This window comes from Agromyces sp. NSFZ (genome assembly GCF_056156205.1).
On sequence record NZ_CM149585.1, the window covers coordinates 2,371,906 to 2,393,238 of the forward strand.

A 21,333-nucleotide genomic window follows, 5' to 3' on the forward strand; every position below is an offset into this window, starting at 1 on the left:
CCGGCTCAGCTGGCGACCTCTGCGTGCACGGATGCCGCGTCGAAGATCTCGCGGAGGAAGAACCCGGTGTGGCTCTCCAGCACGCGGGCGACCTGCTCGGGCGTGCCGGTCGCGACGAGCTGCCCGCCCCCGGAGCCGCCCTCGGGCCCGAGGTCGATGATCCAATCGGCCGACTTGATGACGTCGAGGTTGTGCTCGATGACGATCACGGTGTTGCCCTTGTCGACGAGCTTGCCGAGCACCTTGAGGAGCTTGCGCACGTCTTCGAAGTGCAGCCCGGTGGTGGGCTCGTCGAGCACGTACACGCTGCGGCCGTTCGACCGGCGCTGCAGCTCGGTGGCGAGCTTCACGCGCTGCGCCTCGCCGCCCGAGAGCGTCGTGGCGCTCTGGCCGAGCTGCACGTAGCCGAGGCCCACGTCGACGAGGGTCTTCAGGTAGCGGTGGATCGCCGAGATGGGCTCGAAGAACTCGGCCGCCTCGCTGATCGGCATCTCGAGCACCTCGGCGATGTTCTTGCCCTTGTAGTGCACCTGCAGCGTCTCGCGGTTGTACCGCTTTCCGCCGCAGACCTCGCACGCGACGTACACGTCGGGTAGGAAGTTCATCTCGATCTTGATGGTGCCGTCGCCGGAGCACGCCTCGCAACGGCCGCCCTTGACGTTGAAGCTGAAGCGGCCGGGCAGGTAGCCGCGCGCCTTCGCCTCGGTGGTCTCGGAGAACAGCGTGCGGATGCGGTCGAACACGCCCGTGTAGGTCGCCGGGTTCGACCGCGGGGTACGGCCGATCGGCGCCTGGTCGACGTGCACCACCTTGTCGAGCTGCTCGAGGCCGGTGACCCTGCGATGCCGGCCTGGCACCTTGCGGGCGCCGTTCAACCGGTTGGCGAGCACCCGGTAGAGGATGTCGTTCACGAGCGAAGACTTGCCGGATCCGCTCACACCGGTGACCGCGGTGAACGTGCCGAGCGGGAAGTCGACGTCGATGCCGCGCAGGTTGTTCGCCTCGGCGCCCTGCACGGCGATCACCCGCTGCGGGTCGATCGGCCGGCGACGTGCCGGGAGCGCGATCTCCTTGCGGCCCGAGAGGTAGTCGCCGGTGAGCGAACGCGTGTTCTTCAACAGGTCGGCGTAGCTGCCGGAGTGCACGACGGTGCCGCCGTTGACGCCGGCACCCGGCCCGATGTCGACGATCCAGTCGGCGGTGCGGATGGTGTCCTCGTCGTGCTCGACGACGATGAGCGTGTTGCCGAGGTCGCGGAGCGCCACGAGCGTGTCGATGAGACGGCGGTTGTCGCGCTGGTGCAGGCCGATGCTGGGCTCGTCGAGCACGTAGAGCACGCCGGTGAGGCCGGAGCCGATCTGCGTTGCCAGCCGGATGCGCTGTGCCTCGCCGCCCGAGAGCGTGCCCGCCGCGCGCGCGAGGTCGAGGTAGCTGAGGCCCACCCGGATGAGGAAGTCGAGCCGCACCTTGATCTCACGCAGGACCTGCGCGCCGATGGCCTGCTCGCGCTCGGTGAGCTGCAGCCGGTCCATGAAGGCCCGGGCGTCGGTGAGGCTGAGCTCGCCGACGTCGGCGATGCTGTGGTCGTGGATGAGCACCGAGAGCACCTCGGGCTTCAGCCGCTTGCCGCCGCAGACCGGGCACGGCACTTCTCGGAGATACTCGGCCCATCGCGCCCGCTGCACGTCGGTCTCGGCCTGGACGTACTGGCGCTCGATGTAGGGCACGACGCCCTCGAAGCCGGAGGTGTAGCTCATCTCGCGGCCGTACCGGTTGCGCCAGCGCACCTTGACCTCGAAGTTGTCGCCACGGAGCACCGCGTCGCGCGCGGCTTCGTCGAGCTCCTCCCATGGCGTGTCCAGGGAGAACCCGAGGTCGCGGGCGAGGCCGTCGAGCAGCTTCTCGTAGTAGTTGTAGAGGCTCTTGCCCTGCGAGGTCCACGGCAGGATGACCCCCTCGGCGATGCTGAGCGACGGGTCGCCGAGGAGCAGCGCCTCGTCGACCGACATCCTGGTGCCGAGGCCGGAGCACTCGGGGCAGGCGCCGAACGGCGCATTGAACGAGAAGGTGCGCGGCTCGATCTCGGTGAGCTGGATCGGATGCTGGTTCGGGCAGGAGAGCTTCTCGGAGAACGTGGCCCACGCGTCGGGGCCGGTCTCGTCGACGAGGTTCACCTGCACGAGCCCGTCGGTCAGCCGCAGCGCGGTCTCGAGCGAGTCGGTGAGCCGGCCGAGCACGTCGGGGCCGGCCACGAGCCGGTCGATGACGACCGAGATGTCGTGCTTGACCTGCTTCTTGAGGGTCGGCGGCTCGTCGAGGCGGATGAGCTCGCCGTCGACCATCGCGCGCGAGTACCCGCCGGCGGCCAGCTCGCGGAACAGGTCGACGAACTCGCCCTTCTTCTTGGAGACGACCGGGCTGAGCACCTGGTACCGGGTGCCCTCCGGCAACTCCATGAGCTGGTCGGCGATCTGCTGCACCGTCTGCCGCTGGATGCGCTCGCCGCACACGGGACAGTGCGGCACGCCGATGCGTGCCCAGAGCAGGCGCATGTAATCGTAGATCTCGGTGATCGTGCCGACGGTCGACCGCGGGTTGCGGTTCGTAGACTTCTGGTCGATCGAGACGGCAGGGCTCAGCCCCTCGATGAAGTCGACGTCGGGCCGGTCGACCTGACCGAGGAACTGCCGGGCGTAGGCCGACAGGGACTCGACGTACCGCCGCTGCCCCTCGGCGAAGATGGTGTCGAACGCGAGGGACGACTTGCCCGAGCCCGAGAGGCCGGTGAAGACGACCATCGCGTCGCGCGGGATCTCGACGTCGACGTTGTGCAGGTTGTGCACGCGGGCACCGCGGACACTCAGGCGCGAGTGGGCATCGAGACGTGAAACTGGCACTCTCCGAGTCTAGAGAGCGCCACCGACACGGGTTCCACGATGGCACGCGCTCTCAGCGAACATACGTTCGATTCCGTGGAACTCCCAGCCGACGCCGGCTCGATGGGGATGCGACGCCACGCGGCATCCGCCCCGCCACAGGGACCCTCAGCCCAGGTGACCCGCCTTCTCCATCTGGCGCAGTTCGCGCTTCAGCTCGGAGACCTCGTCGCGGAGCCTCGCCGCCAGTTCGAACTTCAGTTCGCCTGCCGCCTCGAGCATCTGCTCGTTGAGGTCCCGGATGAGTTCCTCGAGGTCGTTCGCACCGGCTGCCGCGATGCCCTCGCGGCGAAGGTTCGGTACGGGAGCCTTCTTGCGCGCGTCGCGGCCGGCGAGCAGCTCGGCCGTGTCGGCCTCCTCGCGCGCGAGCACCTCGGTGATGTCGGCGATGCGCTTGCGCAGCGGCTGCGGGTCGATGCCGTTGGCGCGGTTGTACTCGAGCTGCTTCTCGCGACGACGCGTGGTCTCGTCGATCGCCGACGTCATCGAGTCGGTCAGGGTGTCGGCGTACATGTGCACCTCGCCCGACACGTTCCGCGCCGCGCGGCCGATCGTCTGGATGAGCGAGGTCGACGACCTGAGGAAGCCCTCCTTGTCGGCATCGAGGATCGCGACGAGCGACACCTCGGGGAGATCGAGGCCCTCGCGGAGCAGGTTGATGCCGACGAGCACGTCGTAGACGCCGGCGCGCAGCTCGGTCAGGAGCTCCACCCGTCGCAGGGTGTCCACGTCGGAGTGGAGGTAGCGAACGCGCACGCCCGCCTCGGTGAGGAAGTCGGTGAGCTCCTCAGCCATGCGCTTCGTCAGCGTCGTGACGAGCACGCGCTCGTCACGCTCGGCGCGGACCCTGATCTCCTCGAGCAGGTCGTCGATCTGGCCCTTCGACGGCTTCACCACGATCTGCGGGTCGACGAGGCCCGTCGGGCGGATGATCTGCTCCACCACGCCGTCGGCGATGCCCATCTCGTACCGGCCGGGCGTCGCCGAGAGGTAGACCGTCTGGCCGACGCGGGCCTTGAACTCGTCCCACTTGAGCGGTCGGTTGTCGAGGGCGCTCGGCAGCCGGAACCCGTGCTCGACGAGGGTGCGCTTGCGCGAGGAATCGCCCTCGTACATCGCGCCGATCTGCGGCACGGTCACGTGCGACTCGTCGATGACCACCAGGAAGTCGTCGGCGAAGTAGTCGAGGAGGCAGTGCGGCGCCTCGCCCGGGGCCCGGCCGTCGATGTGCCGCGAGTAGTTCTCGATGCCCGAGCAGAACCCGATCTGCTCCATCATCTCGAGGTCGAACGTGGTGCGCATGCGGAGGCGCTGTGCCTCGAGGAGCTTGCCCTCGCGCTCGAGCTCGGCCAGGCGCTCCTCGAGCTCGACCCGGATGGTGCCGATCGCCCGCTGCATGACGTCGGTGCTCGCGACGTAGTGCGAGCCGGGGAAGACGGGCACCGCGTCGAGCTTCGCCACCACCTGTCCGGTGAGGGGGTGCAAGTGGTAGAGCGCCTCGATCTCGTCGCCGAACATCTCGATGCGGATGGCGAGCTCCTCGTAGATCGGGATGATCTCGATGGTGTCGCCGCGCACCCGGAACGTGCCGCGTGAGAAGTCGACGTCGTTGCGCTGGTACTGCATGGAGACGAACTTGCGGATGAGCCAGTCGCGATCGACCCGCTGCCCGACCTGCAGCGGCATCATGGCGGCGAGATATTCCTCGGGCGTGCCGAGGCCGTAGATGCACGACACCGTGGAGACGACGACCACGTCGCGGCGGCTCAGCAACGAGTTCGTGGTGGAGTGCCGTAGCCGCTCGACCTCGGCATTGATCGACGAGTCCTTCTCGATGAAGGTGTCGGTCTGCGGAACGTAGGCCTCGGGCTGGTAGTAGTCGTAGTACGAGACGAAGTACTCGACCGCGTTGTTCGGCATCAGCTCGCGGAACTCGGTCGCGAGCTGGGCCGCGAGCGTCTTGTTGTGGGCGAGCACCAGCGTGGGCCGCTGCACTTGCTCGATGAGCCAGGCGGTCGTCGCCGACTTGCCCGTTCCGGTCGCCCCGAGGAGTACGACGTCGGTCTCGCCGGCGTTGATGCGCCCGGCGAGTTCAGCGATGGCGGTGGGCTGGTCGCCGCTCGGTCGGTACTCGCTCACCACCTCGAACGGGCGTACGGATCGCGTGGCCTGCATGGATTCCAGTCTAGGTTCGCCCTCCGACATCGCGTCCGGGTCGGGCGAACGCGCGGCCGCGACATCCGGCGCCGATCCCGACCCGCCCGGCACACGGCCGGGCGGATCGGGATGACGGGACGCTGCAGTCAGCGCCACCGCCACGGGTACTCGTACCGCCGGAACGCGACGCCCGCCGCCAGGGTGATGCCGAGCACGGCCACCAGTGCCGGCACGACGCCGTCGAGGAGGAAGCTCCACTCGGCGCCGTTCAGGCCGATCATCACCGCCGCCGCCACAGCCGGCGGGTGCGCGGCACGAAGCAGCAGCATCGCCACGATCGCGAGGCCGCCGAACACCGCGGCCGCGGACGCCGAGGGTGGCAGGAACGAGCCGAGCGCCAGCGCCGGCACCGTCGACACAACGTACCCGACGAGCACGTTCCGCGGTCCGGCGAGCGGACTGGTCGGAGCGATCACGACGAGCGCCGCCGTCGCCGCGAACGGGACGGCGAACGCGTGCAGGCCCAGCGCGGACAGCCCGGCGAGCGCCGTGAACATCGCCATCGCGAGAACGGCGGGCCCGAGTGCGGTGACCAGGGTAGCCACGACGGTCCCGCCCCGCGCGGACCGCGGCGCCGTGGCGGAGCCGGTCGCGGCACCCGACGGCATCGCGACGGAACCGGTCGCGGGCCCCGGTGCCGGCACGGAGGCGCTCATTCCGCCGCGAGCGACGCTCGCAGGAACGGCCGGATGAGCCCGACCATCTCCTCGAGGTGCGATTCGAGGGCGAAGTGCCCGGCATCGAGGAGGTGCACCTCGGCCTCGGGGAGATCGCGGCCGAACGCCGTGGCGCCGTCGGGCCCGAAGATCTCGTCGTTGCGTCCCCACGCGGCGAGCAGCGGCGGCCGGTGGCTCCGGAAGTACTCGTGGAACCGCGGGTACTCGTCGAGGTTGAAGAGGTAGTCGGCGAAGAGGTCCAGCTGGATCTCGACATTGCCGGGGCGGTCCAGGCGCGCCTGGTCGAGCACCCAGGTGTCGGGCCCCACGCGGTCCAGGCGGTCGGCGGGCACGCCGTGGGTGTACTGCCAGTGCGTGGCGTCCATCGTCAGCAGCGCTCGCACGGCGGCGTCGTCGGGCTGCTCGCCGGCCGCCCTCGCCTTCGCGTACGCCACCAGCGGCTCCCAGAACGGGGTGAACCCCTCGGCGTACGCGTTGCCCGACTGCGTGATGATAGCGGTGATGCGCTCGGGATGCCGCGTGGCGATGCGGAATCCGATCGGGGCGCCGTAGTCCTGCACGTACAGCGCGAAGCGGCGCACGTCGAGTTGGTCGAGGAGGCCGAGCGTGAGCTGTGTGAGCGGCTCGAAGCCGTAGCGGAAGTGCTCGCGATCGGGCGCGTCGCTGGCGCCGAAGCCCAGGTGGTCGGGCGCGATGAGGTGGTACTCGTCGGCCAGCTCGTGGATCAGGCCGCGGAACATGTGCGAGCTCGTCGGGAACCCGTGCAGCAGCACGAGCGTGGGTCGGGCGGGATCGCCCGCCTCGCGGTAGGCGAGCGTGTGGCCGTCCACCACGGCCGTGCGGTGAAGCACCTTCGACATGTTGTCCTCCAGCTGGATTCGTGATGCAGAGAACGTGCGTTCTCCGACGAGACGCCATAGTATGAGAACGATCGTTTTCTTGCAACGTGTGCGACACCACCTGGAGGCTCCGTGAGCGAATCAACCCGACGCCAAGTCGCGACGGCTCCCGCCGACGACCGGGCGGCGCTGGTCGCCGCCGCGTCCGGGCTGTTCTACGCGCACGGCATCCAGGCCGTCGGCATGGATGCCGTGCGCGCTGCGTCGGGCGTGCCGCTCAAGCGCGTGTACCGGGCCTTCCGCTCGAAGGACGAGCTCGTCGAAGCGACGCTGCGCGACCGGGACGCGGAGATCGCGACATCCGTTCGCCGGTTCCTCGATGAAAGGACCGACGGCTCCGCCGCCGAGCGCGTGCTCGCCGTGTTCGACTGGCTGCACGAGTGGTTCGCCGAGGACTCGTTCCGCGGGTGCGCGTTCATCAACGCGTTCGGTGAGCTCGGCGACGACGCCGCACTGGTCGCCCGAGCGGTGCGCGACCACAAGCGCGCATTCCGTGCCGTGCTGCGCGGGCTCGTGGAGGAACTCCCGCTGAGCCCCCACGACGCCGACGCCCTCGCCGAGCGGCTCTACATCGTGGCGAACGGAGCGATGGTCACCGCGCCGATCACCGGAACACCCGACACCGCTGCCGAGGCCAAGGCGATGGCGCGCGTGCTCATCGACGCGGCGACGATCAGGCGCGCGAGCGACGCTCCCGGGTGATGCGCTGCCAGAGCGCGTCGGTCTGGCTCATGGTGTGCGCCATCGATCCGTCGGTGTCGATCACGACGTCGGCGATCGCGAGGCGCTCGGTGTTGCCGACCTGCGCGTCCACCCGGGCCTCCGCCTGGGTGGTCTCGAGCCCGCGCTCCTCGACCAGTCGCTTCACCTGCGTGGGACGCGGCGCGCTCGTGACCACGATGAGGTCGAACTGCAGGTCATCGGGCACGGATGCCTCGACGAGCAGCGGCACGTCGTAGACGATCACCGCATCGGGGTCGTTGCCGACCGCGCGGTCGATGAGCTTTCGCGTGAGTTCGCGCACGGCGGGATGCACGATGCCGTTGAGCTTCGCGCGTGCCGCATCGTCGCGGAACACGATCTCGCCGAGCTTGGCGCGGTCGAGGCTGCCGTCGCGGCCGACCACGTCGGGACCGAACTCCTCGACGATCTTCGCGAGCGCCGGCTTGCCGGGTTCCACCACCCGGCGCGCCAGCTCGTCGGCGTCGATGTGCACCGCACCGTGTTCGACGAGCCGCCTGGCCACCGTGGACTTGCCTGAGGCGATGCCGCCCGTGAGACCGATCAGATACACGTCCCCCACTCTATCCGGGGCGACTCCACCCGACTGCACGCACACCCGGCCCGGTGCCCGGCTCGCGACCGGCGCGCGCCGGAACGCCGGAAGGCCGGCTCCCGAGGGAGCCGGCCTTCCGGTTCGCGTGTACCCGCGCGGTGCGTCAGTTGCTCGAGAGCTTCTCACGCAGTGCCGCGAGCGAGGCGTCGTCGGCGAGGGTGCCCGCGCCGGTCGACTCGCTCGAGAACGAGGCACCGCCCGACGAGAACGAGTCGTCGGCGACGGCCGCAGCGTTCGCCTGGGCGACCTGCTTCTTGTGCGCCTCCCAGCGAGCCTGAGCGGCAGCGTAGTCCTGCTCCCACTTCTCGCGCTGGGCCTCGAAGCCCTCGCGCCACTCGTTGGTCTCGGGGTCGAAGCCCTCGGGGTACTTGTAGTTGCCCTGCTCGTCGTACTCGGTGAGCATGCCGTAGAGCGCCGGGTCGAACTCGGTGCCCTCGGGGTCGACACCCTCGTTGGCCTGCTTGAGCGAGAGCGAGATGCGGCGACGCTCGAGGTCGATGTCGATGACCTTGACGAACACCTCTTCGCCGACCGAGACGACCTGCTCGGCGAGCTCGACGTGACGACCCGACAGCTCCGAGATGTGCACGAGGCCCTCGATGCCGTCGGCGACGCGAACGAACGCACCGAACGGAACGAGCTTCGTGACCTTGCCCGGGGTGACCTGGCCGATCGCGTGCGTGCGGGCGAAGACCTGCCACGGGTCCTCCTGCGTCGCCTTGAGCGACAGCGAGACGCGCTCGCGGTCGAGCTCGACGGAGAGCACCTCGACGGTGACCTCCTGGCCGACCTCGACGACCTCGCTGGCGTGCTCGATGTGCTTCCACGACAGCTCGGAGACGTGCACGAGGCCGTCGACGCCGCCGAGGTCCACGAACGCACCGAAGTTGACGATCGAGGAGATGACGCCCTTGCGGATCTGGCCCGGGTGCAGGTTCGCGAGGAACGTCGAACGCGACTCGGACTGCGTCTGCTCGAGCAGCGCACGGCGCGAGAGCACGACGTTGTTGCGGTTCTTGTCGAGCTCGAGGATCTTCGCCTCGATCTCCTGACCCAGGTACGGCGTGAGGTCGCGCACGCGGCGGAGCTCGATGAGCGAGGCCGGGAGGAAGCCGCGGAGGCCGATGTCGACGATCAGGCCGCCCTTGACGACCTCGATGACCGTACCGGTCACGACGCCGTCGGCTTCCTTGATCTTCTCCACGTCGCCCCATGCGCGCTCGTACTGGGCGCGCTTCTTCGACAGGATGAGGCGGCCTTCCTTGTCCTCCTTCTGGAGAACGAGCGCCTCGACGGTGTCGCCGACGCCGACGACCTCGCTGGGGTCGACGTCGTGCTTGATGGAAAGCTCACGCGAGGGGATGACGCCCTCGGTCTTGTAGCCGACGTCGAGGAGCACCTCGTCGCGGTCGATCTTCACGACGGTGCCCTCGATGAGGTCGCCGTCGTTGAAGAACTTCAAAGTCTTCTCGACCGCGGCGAGGAAATCGTCAGCAGATCCGATGTCGTTGATCGCGACCTGCTTGGGCGCCTTGGTCGTTGCGGTTGTCATGTAGTGAATGCTCCGTAAAGGACAGAATCGAGCCCATCGCGTCGGTAGAGCGTTGTTGGTTCCGCGATGGGCATGCGGACAGGGACGTCACACGAGTGACGCTCCATCCTAGCCGAACGCCGGAGACTCCGGCAACCGCGCGGATCAGGCCCGGAGGAAGGGTCGCTTGAGCATCTCATTCGCGAGCAGGTACACCGCCGTCACCCCGAACAGCGAGACGAGGATCTGCCATGGCACCGGCTCGAGGCCGAGCGGTCCGGCCACCGGCGGGAGGTACGGAATGGCGAGCGTCACCCCCGCCACGATCACACTGGACCAGAGGAGCGCCCGACCCGGGCGCGCCCGGAAGATCGGTCGCCCGGTGCGCAGCGAGAGGAGCACGACGAGCTCGGTGAGTGTCGACTCGATGAACCACGAACTGCGGAACACGCCCTCCGGCGTCTGGAACACCCACAGCAGCAGGGCGAAGGTGGCGAGGTCGAACGCCGTGGACACGAGGCCGAAGACGATCATGAAGTTCCGGATGCCACGAAGGTCCCACCGACCGGGCTGCTGGAGCCGCTCGGGATCGACGCGATCGGCCGCGATGGTCGTGGCGGGGATGTCGCTCAAGAAGTTGAGGAGGAGGATCTGGCGGGGCAGCAGGGGCAGGAACGTGAGGAACAGGCTCGCGACCGCCATCGACAGCATGTTGCCGAAGTTCGCGCTGGTGGTCACCCGGACGTACTTCAAGGTGTTGGCGAAGGTGGCGCGCCCCAGCCGGATCCCGTCGTCCAGCACGCCCAAGCTCTTCGCCAGCAGCACGACGCCCGCCGCCTGCCTCGCCACGTCGACGGCGGTGTCCACCGAGATCCCGACGTCGGCCGCGTGCAGCGCCGGGGCGTCGTTGATGCCGTCGCCGAGGTAGCCCACCGTCTGGCCGCCGGAGCGCAGGGCGAGCAGGATGCGGCGCTTCTGCAGCGGTTCGACCTCGGCGAATACCGCCACATCCTCCACGCTCGCGACGAGCGCCGCGTCGTCGAGCCGGTCGATCTCGCGTCCGGTGAGCACCTGCGTGACGTCGAGCCCGACCGAACGGCCGACCGCCGACGCGACGAGCCGGTTGTCGCCGGTGATGACCCGAACCGATACTCCGATCCTCTCCAGCGACGCGATCGAGCTGGCGGCGTCGGGCTTGGCCGGGTCGCGGAACGCGAGGATCCCGACGAGGGTGAGGCCGGACTCGTCGTCGGCGGTGAGCACCGGCGCGGGATCGGGCAACCTGCGGGTCGCCACGGCGAGCACGCGGAGGCCCTCCGCGCTGAGCTCGGCGAACCGTTCGAGGAGCTTCGGGCGCACGGCCGACATCGGCACTGCGGCACCCGCGACGAGGGCCTCGTCGCACACTGAGAGCACGCCCTCGAACGCGCCCTTCACGATCAGCGTCGGCACCTCGTCGATGCGCACGAGCACCGACAGGCGGCGGCGAGTGAAGTCGTACGGCACCTCGTCGAGCGCCTCCGCACCCGGACGCAATGGGCGGCGGGCGAGGATCGCCAGGTCGAGCGGGTTGGGGAACCCGTGCTGGAGTCCGGCGTTCAGGCTCGCGAGGTTCAGCACCTCATCGCTGTCGCGATCGTCGAGGTCGAAGGCGTGATCGAGCTGCAGGGAGCCTTCGGTCAGCGTGCCGGTCTTGTCGGTGCACAGTACGGTGAGCGCGCCGAGATCCTCGATGGCGTCGAGCCGCTTCACGATCACCTGCTGCTCGGCCATCCGTCGTGCGCCCGTGGAGAGGCTGATCGAGATGATGGCCGGCAGCATCTGCGGGCTGAGCCCGACCGCCAGTGCCAGCGAGAAGAGCAGCGCCTCGAGCAGCGGTCGGCCGAACACCGTGTTCACGACGAAGATGAACGCCGTCAGCAGCAGCATGATCCAGAGGAGGAGCACGCCGAAGCGAGTCGTACCGCGTGAGAACGCCGTGGTCACTCGCTGCTGCTCGAGCTGCGACGACACGGCTCCGAGCTCGGTGTCTCGCTCGACGAGCACCGCGATGGCGCGACCGGTGCCGCTCACCACATGGGTGCCGAGGAACACCGAGTTGGCACGATCGGCCAGGGCGGCCCCGGCAGGCACCTGGCGCATGGCGTCCTTCTCGGCAGGGAACGACTCGCCCGTCAGGGTCGACTCGTCGACGAGCAGGTTCTCGCACTCGAGGAGCCGGCAGTCAGCCGGCACGACTCCGCCCGCGCGGAGCTGAACGAGATCGCCGGGCACGACCTCGGCCACGGGGACATCGACCTCCCGGCCGCCGCGGATGACCGGCACCTGCACCTCGACCCGTGCGAGGAGAGCAGCGACGTCCTTGTTGGCCCGGAACTCCTGCGTGAAGCCGAGCACCCCGCTCGCGATGATGATCGCGATGATGATGGACCCGTCGGTGACGTCCCCCACCAGCATCGAGATGATCGTTGCGACGATCAGGATGAGCATGATGGGACTACTGAACTGCGACAGCAGCAATCGCGGCCACGACGCCCTCCCGTGGCGGTGGTGGCGTCGGAGGCGTCGTCTCGCGAGGATGGCGGCGGCCGCCGCGTCACTCAGACCCGACTCCTCCGCCCCGAGTCGCGTAAGCACGGAGTCGGGTGCCCCGGCCCAGAAGGCATCTCGAGCGGGCGGGGCCGCCTGTCGCACCGGGTCGACTCGACACACGACGGCAGTCTACGCAGGGAGGGTGCGGCGTCAGCCGAGCAGGGCGCTGCGCAGCGTGTCGAGCCCGACGCCGCCGAGGTCGAGCGCACGGCGATGGAACTCGCGGATGTCGAAGGCGTCGCCCTCACGGCGCCGGAACTCGTCGCGCAGCTGCTCCCAGATGCGCTGCCCCACCTTGTAGGACGGGGCCTGGCCGGGCCAGCCGAGGTAGCGGTTCACCTCGAAGCGCACGAATCCGTCGTTCATGTTGACGTTCTCGCGGAGGAACTCGTAGGCGTACTCCCCCGTCCAGACGCCGTTGCCGTCGGGGCGTGGCTTGCCGAGGTGCACGCCGATGTCGAGCACCACCCGCGCCGCGCGCATGCGCTGCCCGTCGAGCATGCCGAGCCGGTCGGCGGGGTCGTCGAGGTAACCGAGCTCCTGCATGAGCCGCTCGGCGTACAGCGCCCAGCCTTCGGCGTGGCCGGAGGTGCCGGCGAGCTGCCGACGCCAGGTGTTGAGCTTGCCGCGGTTCACGACCGCCTGCCCGATCTGCAGGTGATGTCCCGGCACGCCCTCGTGATACACGGTGGTGAGTTCACGCCAGGTGTCGAATTCGGTCACGCCGTCGGGCACCGACCACCACATCCGGCCGGGACGGCTGAAGTCGTCGGTGGGGCCGGTGTAGTAGATGCCGCCCTCGTGCGTGGGGGCGATCAGGCACTCGAGCGTGCGGATCTCGGCGGGAATGTCGAAGTGCGTGGCTCCGAGCTCGGCGACGGCGCGGTCGCTGGTCTCCTGCATCCATCGCTGCAGCGCGTCGGTGCCGTGCAGCTTGCGGCTCGGGTCGGCGTCGAGGAAGGCGATGGCCTCGGCGACGGCGTTCCCCGAGCCCGTCGAAGGCGCACCGCGCAGGATCTCCTCGGCGATGGCCTCCTGCTCGGCGACCATGCGCGCGAGTTCCTCGATGCCCCACTCGTACGTCTCGTCGAGGTCGATCACGGCGCCGAGGAACCGGCGCGACTGCAGGGCGTAGTGATCGCGGCCGACCGCGTCGAGCTCCGCGGCGACCGGCAGCAGATCCTGCTCGAGGAAGGCGGCGAGCCGTCCGTACGCGGCGCCGGCGTCTGCCGCACGTGCGTCGAGGTCGCTCCGCAGTGCGTCGGGCAGGTCGACGGGAGCTGCGCCGACGAACTCGGCGAAGAAGCCGTCGCTGCGCTCGTGCTTGCGTGCCTGGTTCGCCACCTCGCGCACCTGGCGCTTGGCGGGAACGATGCCTCGCCGGATGCCGAGCCGCAGCGTCTCGACGTAGCCGTCGAGGGCGGCGGGCAGCGCGCCGAGGCGGGTCGAGATCGTGGCCCAGTCGTCGGCGTCGTCAGTGGCCATCAGGTCGAAGACATCGCGAAGCTCCTGCGCGGGGCTCGCGATCACGTTGAGGTTTCGCAGCGGCAATCCGGCTTCGTGTGCCTCCTGGGCGAGGGCGAGCTCGCTGCGCAGGTCGGCGACGGTGACGGCGTCGACCTCGTCGGCCGGTGTTGCCGCGTCGAGCGCGGCGATGGTGCGTCGTACGGCCTCCGCCGACCGCTCGAGCCCTTCGGGCGAGTAGTCGCCGAACCGGGAATCGGCCTCCTTCCGGCCGATGTACGTGCCGAGGGTGGGGTCCAGTTCGACGGCCGTGTCGACCCACTGCTCGGCGATGCGGTCGACGTCGGTCGGGGTGCGCTCACTCGATGCCATGGGAGCGAGCCTAGGGCAGCCCGACGACACGTCGTGACCGGCGCGGCGCCACCCCATACGGCCGCTCTCGAGGCCGGGATCAGCGGGCGTCGTCGGCGATCAGCGCCGCGAGCGAGCGCGCCTCCTCATCGCAAGCCGGGCACGCCGACAGGTGCACCCGGAACGCCTCGGGCATCGGCAGGTTCGAGCGGACCACGGCCTCGACGACGACATCGAGCCGGTCGAAGCACTCGTCGCAGGAGAGCCACGGATCCGTGTTCGCGGTCAGGCGGTCGACCGCCTGAGGGGTCAGTCGTCCATGGTCGTTCACCGATCCACCTCCGCGGTGTGCACGGGCAGGTAGCCCTGGGCGGACAGGTGCGCCCGCAGGCGCTTGCGGGCATCGTGCAGCGTCTTGTACAGCGCACCCCGATTGGTGCCGAGGCGCTCGGCGAGCACGTCGATCGGGACCTCATCGACCAGCACGGCGAGGGCGATGCGGCGCTGGTGCGGCGTCAGGGCCTCGGCGAGCCCGACGCGCACGGCCTGGGCGAGATCGCGGCTCTCGGCGGCGGCTTCGGGACCCGCCACGCGTCCGTCCGTCGGCTCCGGCACGTCGTCGAGCCGGATCTCCCGGTTGCCCCATGCCGTACGCCGGACCTCCACGCCCGCGTGGAAGATGCCGAACTTGTACGCCCACGTCGTGAATCGGCTTCGGCCCTCGAAGGCACCGAGCCGCGACAGGACCGACACGGTCGCCTCATCCGCAGCCGTCTGCACGATCTCCTCACGCCGGGCGGCGCCGAGCGCACCGGCTTCGGGCATGCGTGCGACCTGATGGCGGGCGGCCCGGACCATCAGGCCGTGCAGGTGGGCGACCGCATCCTCCCGCACCCGCCCCGGCACCGAGAGGCGGGCGATCCAGTCGTCGACGTCAGGCGCTGCACCGACCGGATGACTCGGCAGGTCGGTGCGCGCGACCGAAACGGCGTTCATGTCGTCACTCACCTGGAACCGGCCCTTCCGCACTGCGGCGCCCGAGGGGAGGATGCTGCTCCTTCATCATGATCATCGCATGGATGTCCACCGTGCGGTCGGTCGCGAGGCGCTGCGCCGTGAGCTCGTCGTAGCCCGCGGCCATGAGCTGCTCGCGACGCCATCTCAGTGACCGACCGCGGGGCTGCGCCGGCGCCGGCGACGGGATGCCGCGTTTCGGGTCGGAACTGCTCATACCTCGTGAGTGTCGCCGAACGGGTCGCGTCTTACCGGGATCGCGCGAACTCGTCGTCGACGGTAAGACCGGGCCTCGGGCCGCCCACTCACCACCTGAACCCGTTCCGCGTCGGGTGCCGCCCGTCCGGGGCGCACACCGGCCCGACCGGACGCGGCGATCAGGAAAGGGGTCCATCATGTCCATCCCACGCACGGCGCGGTTCCGCGCCATCGCCGCGTCGCTGGTCGCGGCGCTCGCGCTGTCGGGCGGGCTGCTGGCGGCGACCGGCGCCGTCAGCGCCGAGCCGGCCGCCACCTCGTTGCACGCCCACACCCAGTCGCCGGCCACGGTCTCTGCGGAGACCGCGCTGCACAGCGCCATGCGCACGCTCTGGATCCAGCACATGGAGTGGACGTACGCCACCGTGGTCGCGTTCGCCGAGGACTCGCCGGCGCTCCAGCCCACCATCGATCGCCTCCTCCGCAACCAGGTCGAACTCGGCGACGCGGTCGCACCGTTCTACGGTGACGACGCCGGGGCGACGCTCACCGCGTTGCTGACCACGCACATCCAGCTCGCCGTGCCCGTGCTGAGCGCTGCGAAGGCCGGGGATCAGGCGGCGCTGGACTCCGCGGTCGAGGCGTGGTACGCGAACGCGAAGGACATCGCCGACTTCCTGGCCAAGGCGAACCCCGAATGGCCCAAGCGGGACCTTCGCGACATGATGGCGGCGCACATCACGACGACGATCGGCTACGCCGGTGCCGTGCTCGCGGGTGACCATGCCTCCGCCATCGTCGCGTACGACGCGGCCGAGGCGCACATGATCGAGATGGCCGACATGCTGAGCCAGGGCCTGATCGCGCAGTTCCCCGACCGGTTCTGATCCACCGAGGGTCGCCGACGGGCCGCTGCGGGTCCGCTCCGTGGAGCGGACCCGCCCGCTCGACCCGCGTCGTCAGTGCGCCGCGTCGTCCCAGTCGGCGCCGCGCCCGAGCTGCACGTCGAGCGGCACGAGGAGGTCGGCCGCATGCGCCATGCGGTCTCGAACGATCGCCTCGAGCGCGTCGGACTCGCCCGGCGCCACCTCGAAGATGAGTTCGTCGTGGACGGTCATGAGCATGCGGCTCTGGAGCCCCTCGCCGGCGATCGCCGCCTCGACGTTCGCCATCGCGATCTTCATGATGTCGGCGGCGGACCCCTGGATCGGCGAGTTGAGCGCCGCCCGTTCGGCGTTCTCGCGAAGCACCCGGTTGGGACTCGCGAGGTCGGGGAACGGCCGGCGCCGGCCGAAGATCGTCTCGGTGTACCCGTCGATCTTCGCCTGCTCGACGACGCCGCGCAGGTAGTCGCGAACGGCGCCGAAGCGCTGGAAGTACTCGCGCATGAGCTGGGTCGCCTCGGCGCGTTCGATGCGCAGCTGCTTCGAGAGGCCGAAGGCGCTGAGGCCGTAGGCGAGACCGTACGACATGGCCTTGACCTTCGTGCGCATGAGCGGCGTCACGTCGGCCGGGTCGACGCCGAACACCCGGGCGCCGACGAACCGGTGCAGGTCTTCGCCGGCATTGAACGCCTCGATGAGGCCCGGGTCGCCCGAGAGGTGCGCCATGATGCGCATCTCGATCTGCGAGTAGTCGGCCGTGAGCAGCTCGGCGAACTCGGGCCCGTGACGGAACGCCTTGCGGATGCGGCGACCGTCTTCGGTGCGGATGGGGATGTTCTGCAGGTTCGGGTCGTTCGAGGACATCCGCCCGGTGGCGGCGCCGATCTGCCAGTACGTCGTGCGGATGCGCCCGTCGGCGCCGATCGACTTGTCGAGCGACTCGACGATCTGCCGCAGCTTCGTGACGTCTCGGTGCTCGAGCAGGAACCCGAGGAACGGGTGCGGATTCGACTCCTGCAGGTCGGCCAGTGCGCTCGCGTCGGTGGTGTAGCCGGTCTTCGTCGCACGCGTCTTGGGCATGCCCAGCTGGTCGAACAGCACCTCCTGCAGCTGCTTCGGCGAGCCGAGGTTCACCTCGCGGCCGATCTCGGCGTAGGCGGATGCCGCGAGCCCCGCCGCGCGATCGCCGAGTTCCGACGACAACGCGGCGAGCTCGTCGTGGTCGACGGTGACGCCGCGCAGCTCCATCGCGGCGAGCACCGGGAGGAGCGGCATCTCGATCTCGGCGAGCAGCCGGCGCGAACCCTCGCTGAGGCCCCGGAGCACCACCGGTGCGAGCCGGAGGGAGTACCACGCGTACTCGGGGGCACCCGAATCGGTGCCCTCCTCGGGAAGGAGCTGCGTCGGATCGGCCTGGGGCACGGTCTCGCCCAGGTGGAAGGTCACGAGGTCGGCGAGGGTCTTCTCAGTGAGGTTCGGGCGCACCAGCCATCCCGCGATGAGCGTGTCGACGACGAGCCCGTCGAAAGCGAGCCCCGACCGGCTGAGCGCCTTCACCTGCGACTTCGCGTCGGTCATGATCTTCGGCGCATCGCTCGCGAGCCACGCCTCGAACGGTGCGAGCTCGGCGCGGCCCGTCTTCCACACGAGATGCACGGTCTCGCTCGACGTGGCGATGCCGGCGCCGACGACGCGGCCGCCGAACACCTCGAGGCTGAGACCCAGCCCCGCGGGCTCCGCGGCCTTCGCGCGCTCGAGCCAGGCGCCGAGCTCCTCGCCATCGAGGCGCGACGGGGTCGGCGCGACGAGCGCGACCGCGGCGGGCTCGGCGGGCAGCGCCGTCGCCGGCGCGCGCGACGCGCCGGCCGGAGCACCGTTGGTCGCGGGCTCGCCCGCCGCGAGCTTCGTCAGCCGCTCCATGAGGGTTCGGAACTCGAGCCGCTCGAAGATGGGCCGAACCGACTCGAGGTCGATCGGCTGCGCGCGGAATTCGTCGAGCTCCACCTCGAGGTCGACGTCGGTGACGAGCTTGTTGAGCCGCCGGTTGCGGATCGCGTGCTCCTTCTGGTCGCGCAGGTTCTGCCCGACCACGCCCTTGATCTCGTCGGCGTGCGCGATGATGCCGTCGAGGTCGCCGTAGAGGCCGAGCCACTTGACGGCGGTCTTCTCGCCGACCTTGGTGATGCCCGTGAGGTTGTCGCTCGTCTCGCCGACGAGTGCGGCGACGTCGGGGTACTGCTCCGGGCGGATGCCGTAGCGCTCCATGACGGCATCGACGTCGTAGCGCTTCAACTGCGAGACGCCCTGCGTGTTGGGGTAGAGGAGCGTGACGTCGTCGTTCACGAGCTGGATGGTGTCACGATCGCCCGAGACGAGGAGCACCCGGTAGCCCTCGGCCTGCCCCCGCTTCGCGAGGGTCGCGAGGATGTCGTCGGCCTCGAAGTCGTCGACCTCGAGCGTGCGGATGTGCATGGCCCGCAGTGCGTCCTGCAGGAGCGGCACCTGACCCTTGAACTCGGGCGGCGTCTCGCTGCGATTGCCCTTGTACTCGGCGTACTCCCGCGTGCGGAACGAGACGCGCGACTTGTCGAACGCCACCGCGAGGTGCGTGGGCTTCTCGTTCTGCAGGAGCAGCAGCAGCATCGAGAGGAACCCGTGGATGGCGTTCGTGTGCTGCCCGTCGCGCGTGGAGAAGCTGTCGACGGGTAGTGCGTAGAAGGCTCGGAAGGCCAGGGAATGGCCGTCGATCACGAGGAGGGTGGGCTTGTCTGCGTCCGGCACCCACCAAGACTACAAGCGGCCACGGACACCGATCGTCCGGCGCCGAGGGCCGCGATCGTCGGATGCCTCGGGGCATCCGTCACCGGGTTCAGCCGCGCGCGCCGACGCCCCCGCGTGCCGCCTCGAGCAGGATGCGCCGCTCCGCCGCAGCCACGACCCGCCGCGTGCGGTCGGCGACGTCGGGGTTCACCGAGATCGAGTCGATGCCGTAGCGCACCAGGTGCTCGGCGAACGCCGGGTCGTTCGACGGCGCCTGCCCGCAGAGCGAGGAGGTGATGCCCGCCGACCGGCACGCCGTGATGATGCGCTCGATCGCGTCGAGCACCGCGGCATCCGACTCGTCGAACAGCTCCGCGCAGACCTCGGAGTCGCGGTCGACCCCGAGCATGAGCTGGGTGAGGTCGTTCGAGCCGATCGAGACCCCGTCGATGCCCATGGCCGCATACTCGGGGATGCGGTAGACGATCGACGGCACCTCGGCCATCACCCAGCGCTTGAGTCCACGCTGACGACCCAGCGGGCTCGCGTCGATGAGCTCGAGGCACGCCTCGAGCTCCCACCTGGTGCGCACGAACGGCAGCATGACGTGCAGGTTCGGGGTCTCCTCGCGCACCCGGGCGAGGAGTTCGAGCTCGAGGGTGAACAGCTCGGGTTCCTTGACGTAGCGGAACGCGCCCCGATAGCCGATCATCGGGTTGTTCTCCTGCGGTTCGAACCGTTCGCCGCCCTCGAGTCCGCGGAACTCGTTGCTGCGGAAGTCGATGGTGCGGTAGACGACCGGACGGCTCCCGAACGCCCGCGTCACCGAGAGCAGCGACTCGGTCATGCGGCGGATGAACTCCTCGCGCTGACCGCGGGCGAGCATCTCGCGGGGATGCATGCCGCCGAGCGCATCCGTGATCATGAACTCGGCGCGCAGGAGCCCGACGCCGTCGACGTCGAGCGCGGCGGTGTCCTCGGCGCGCTCGGCGATGGCGAGGTTGACGTACAGCTTCGTCGCGAGCGGCTCGGGGGCGCCCGGTGCCGTGACGGTCGAGGCGACCGCCGGTGCGGCGGGCTGGGCGGATGCCGCGGCATCCGCCCCCTCGATGATCTCGCCCTTCGCGCCGTCGACCGTGACGAGCTCGTCATCGCGGAGCAGGGTGGTCGCCGTGCGGGCGCCGACGATGGCGGGCACCCCGAGCTCGCGGGCGACGATCGCGGCGTGGCAGGTCATGCCGCCGCCGTCGGTGACGACCGCCGCGGCCCGGCGCATGGTCGGCACCCAATCGGGGTTCGTCATCGGCGCGACCAGGATCTCGCCGTTCTGCAGCGACGCGCCCTCGCTCGGGCTCTGCAGGATCCGGACGCGACCCGTGACTCGGCCGGGGGCCGCGGCGAGGCCGCGCAGCAGCACGGTGCCCGCCGGCTGGCTCCCGGACTCCCCGCCTTCGGCGTCTGCGGCCGCGAGCGGTCCGCCACCGAGCGTCGTGACCGGGCGCGACTGCAGCATGTAGAGCCGCCCGCCCGAATACGCCCACTCGGTGTCCTGCGGCTGGCCGTAGTGCGCCTCGACGCGGAGGCCGAGCGCCGCCACCTCGAGCACCTCCGCATCGGTGAGCACGCGGGCGTCGGCGCGCGCGGACTCGAGATCCTCGCGGCGAACCGTGCCGTCGTCGTCGGCCACGAGCCGATGCGTCTGCCGGCCCACGCGCGCCGAGATCAGTCGCGGCCCGTCCTTCGCGACGAGGTACGTGTCGGGTTCGACGGCGCCGGAAACCACTACTTCGCCGAGGCCGAGCGCCGCCTCGATGACGAGGTGGTCGCGGGCGCCCGTTGAGGGGTCGATCGTGAACATGACGCCGGAGCGGTCGGAGATGACCTGGGTCTGCACGACGACGGCGAGCACGGGCTCCTCGCCCATGCCCTGGCTCGCCCGGTAGGAGATCACGCGATCGCCGTACAGGGAGGCCCAGCATTCGCGGAGCCGCGCGAGCACGGCCTCATCGCCGACGACGTTGTTGTAGGTGTCGTGCATGCCCGCGAATGACGTGCCCTCCGCGTCCTCCGACGTGGCCGATGATCGCACGGCGACCGGGAGGTGCTCGCCGAGGCGGTGGTACTCGCCCAGGATGGCCGCACGCACGTCACCGGGAATCGGCACGCCGCGCACCGCCTCGCGCAGGGCCGCCGCGGCGCTCGCGAGCTTTCCGGGGTCGTCGGCCGCGGCGGCGGCCTCTCGGAACCCGTCGAGCAACTGCTGTCGGATGCCCGCGTGGTCGATCGCCTCGAGATATGCCTCGGCCGTGACGACGAACCCGGGAGGGATCGGCAGGCCGGCCGACGTCATCTCGCCGAGATTGGCGCCCTTGCCGCCGACGGAGGCCGCGTCGCCGAGACGCAGTTCCTCGAACCGGCTGACGAGTGTGGACCGCGTGATCTCCGCCATGTGCTCCCCCGGACCCGACCGTCGC

15 protein-coding genes are annotated in these 21,333 nt (G+C 69.9%); 2 read left to right on the forward strand and 13 right to left on the reverse strand.

What is annotated here, in order from left to right; genetic code table 11:
• Window positions 1–5 precede the first annotated feature (5 nt).
• The 4 genes from uvrA to ACVFI9_RS11160 all read right to left on the reverse strand — a co-directional run bounded on the left by uvrA (window position 6) and on the right by ACVFI9_RS11160 (window position 6,690).
• Window positions 6–2,897: an excinuclease ABC subunit UvrA gene (uvrA, locus tag ACVFI9_RS11145; protein ID WP_474762296.1), complete on the reverse strand. Its 2,892-nt coding sequence runs from the start codon at window positions 2,895–2,897 to the stop codon at window positions 6–8.
• 147 nt (window positions 2,898–3,044) lie between these two features.
• The gene (uvrB, locus tag ACVFI9_RS11150) at window positions 3,045–5,111 is read right to left on the reverse strand and encodes an excinuclease ABC subunit UvrB (protein WP_474762297.1); all 2,067 of its coding nucleotides are present in this window, start codon (window positions 5,109–5,111) and stop codon (window positions 3,045–3,047) included.
• A gap of 128 nt (window positions 5,112–5,239) precedes the next feature.
• Complete coding sequence (locus tag ACVFI9_RS11155; RefSeq protein ID WP_474762298.1) at window positions 5,240–5,698, reverse strand: HPP family protein; 459 nt, start codon at window positions 5,696–5,698, stop codon at window positions 5,240–5,242.
• Between the two features lie 107 nt (window positions 5,699–5,805).
• The gene (locus tag ACVFI9_RS11160; protein WP_474762299.1) at window positions 5,806–6,690 is read right to left on the reverse strand and encodes an alpha/beta fold hydrolase; all 885 of its coding nucleotides are present in this window, start codon (window positions 6,688–6,690) and stop codon (window positions 5,806–5,808) included.
• A 111-nt stretch (window positions 6,691–6,801) separates the two neighbouring features.
• On the opposite strand from ACVFI9_RS11160, the gene ACVFI9_RS11165 reads away from it, so the two are divergent.
• Window positions 6,802–7,431 carry a TetR/AcrR family transcriptional regulator gene (locus tag ACVFI9_RS11165; protein WP_474762300.1) on the forward strand — a complete coding sequence of 210 codons (630 nt, stop codon included), beginning with the start codon at window positions 6,802–6,804 and terminating at the stop codon, window positions 7,429–7,431.
• Here ACVFI9_RS11165 and coaE read toward each other — a convergent pair.
• The 7 genes from coaE to ACVFI9_RS11200 form a co-directional block, all read right to left on the reverse strand.
• Window positions 7,403–8,023, reverse strand: coding sequence for a dephospho-CoA kinase (gene coaE, locus ACVFI9_RS11170; RefSeq protein WP_474762301.1), 621 nt, complete (start codon window positions 8,021–8,023; stop codon window positions 7,403–7,405). The genes ACVFI9_RS11165 and coaE overlap by 29 nt on opposite strands.
• Window positions 8,024–8,168: 145 nt before the next feature.
• The gene (gene rpsA / locus ACVFI9_RS11175; RefSeq protein WP_474762302.1) at window positions 8,169–9,617 is read right to left on the reverse strand and encodes a 30S ribosomal protein S1; all 1,449 of its coding nucleotides are present in this window, start codon (window positions 9,615–9,617) and stop codon (window positions 8,169–8,171) included.
• Window positions 9,618–9,761: 144 nt separating this feature from the next.
• Window positions 9,762–12,308: a magnesium-translocating P-type ATPase gene (gene mgtA, locus ACVFI9_RS11180; protein WP_474762303.1), complete on the reverse strand. Its 2,547-nt coding sequence runs from the start codon at window positions 12,306–12,308 to the stop codon at window positions 9,762–9,764.
• A gap of 30 nt (window positions 12,309–12,338) precedes the next feature.
• The gene (locus ACVFI9_RS11185; RefSeq protein ID WP_474762304.1) at window positions 12,339–14,024 is read right to left on the reverse strand and encodes a DUF885 domain-containing protein; all 1,686 of its coding nucleotides are present in this window, start codon (window positions 14,022–14,024) and stop codon (window positions 12,339–12,341) included.
• A 79-nt stretch (window positions 14,025–14,103) separates the two neighbouring features.
• Window positions 14,104–14,334, reverse strand: a complete 231-nt coding sequence (locus ACVFI9_RS11190; RefSeq protein ID WP_474762305.1) for a hypothetical protein — start codon at window positions 14,332–14,334, stop codon at window positions 14,104–14,106.
• Window positions 14,331–14,999 (reverse strand): RNA polymerase sigma factor, encoded by a 669-nt coding sequence (locus tag ACVFI9_RS11195; RefSeq protein WP_474762306.1) that lies wholly within the window; start codon window positions 14,997–14,999, stop codon window positions 14,331–14,333. Before ACVFI9_RS11195 ends, ACVFI9_RS11190 begins: the two co-directional genes overlap by 4 nt.
• A 4-nt stretch (window positions 15,000–15,003) precedes the next feature.
• Window positions 15,004–15,234 carry a hypothetical protein gene (locus ACVFI9_RS11200; protein ID WP_474762307.1) on the reverse strand — a complete coding sequence of 77 codons (231 nt, stop codon included), beginning with the start codon at window positions 15,232–15,234 and terminating at the stop codon, window positions 15,004–15,006.
• A gap of 178 nt (window positions 15,235–15,412) precedes the next feature.
• On the opposite strand from ACVFI9_RS11200, the gene ACVFI9_RS11205 reads away from it, so the two are divergent.
• Window positions 15,413–16,102 (forward strand): hypothetical protein, encoded by a 690-nt coding sequence (locus ACVFI9_RS11205; protein WP_474762308.1) that lies wholly within the window; start codon window positions 15,413–15,415, stop codon window positions 16,100–16,102.
• A 72-nt stretch (window positions 16,103–16,174) separates the two neighbouring features.
• On the opposite strand, the gene polA is transcribed toward ACVFI9_RS11205, so the two are convergent.
• The gene (gene polA / locus ACVFI9_RS11210) at window positions 16,175–18,880 is read right to left on the reverse strand and encodes a DNA polymerase I (RefSeq protein ID WP_474762309.1); all 2,706 of its coding nucleotides are present in this window, start codon (window positions 18,878–18,880) and stop codon (window positions 16,175–16,177) included.
• 88 nt (window positions 18,881–18,968) lie between these two features.
• Window positions 18,969–21,308 (reverse strand): phosphoenolpyruvate synthase, encoded by a 2,340-nt coding sequence (gene ppsA, locus ACVFI9_RS11215; protein ID WP_474762310.1) that lies wholly within the window; start codon window positions 21,306–21,308, stop codon window positions 18,969–18,971.
• Between the last annotated feature and the right edge of the window lie 25 nt (window positions 21,309–21,333).

What these genes read in the sequence shown, in the direction of transcription:
- ACVFI9_RS11195 (WP_474762306.1), bottom strand. Translation starts at nt 14,999, where the DNA reads ATGAACGCCGTTTCGGTCGCGCGCACCGACCTGCCGAGTCATCCGGTC.
- uvrB (WP_474762297.1), bottom strand. Translation starts at nt 5,111, where the DNA reads ATGCAGGCCACGCGATCCGTACGCCCGTTCGAGGTGGTGAGCGAGTAC.
- ACVFI9_RS11200 (WP_474762307.1), bottom strand. Translation starts at nt 15,234, where the DNA reads ATGAGCAGTTCCGACCCGAAACGCGGCATCCCGTCGCCGGCGCCGGCG.
- ACVFI9_RS11185 (WP_474762304.1), bottom strand. Translation starts at nt 14,024, where the DNA reads ATGGCATCGAGTGAGCGCACCCCGACCGACGTCGACCGCATCGCCGAG.
- rpsA (WP_474762302.1), bottom strand. Translation starts at nt 9,617, where the DNA reads ATGACAACCGCAACGACCAAGGCGCCCAAGCAGGTCGCGATCAACGAC.
- ppsA (WP_474762310.1), bottom strand. Translation starts at nt 21,308, where the DNA reads ATGGCGGAGATCACGCGGTCCACACTCGTCAGCCGGTTCGAGGAACTG.
- ACVFI9_RS11160 (WP_474762299.1), bottom strand. Translation starts at nt 6,690, where the DNA reads ATGTCGAAGGTGCTTCACCGCACGGCCGTGGTGGACGGCCACACGCTC.
- ACVFI9_RS11205 (WP_474762308.1), top strand. Translation starts at nt 15,413, where the DNA reads ATGTCCATCCCACGCACGGCGCGGTTCCGCGCCATCGCCGCGTCGCTG.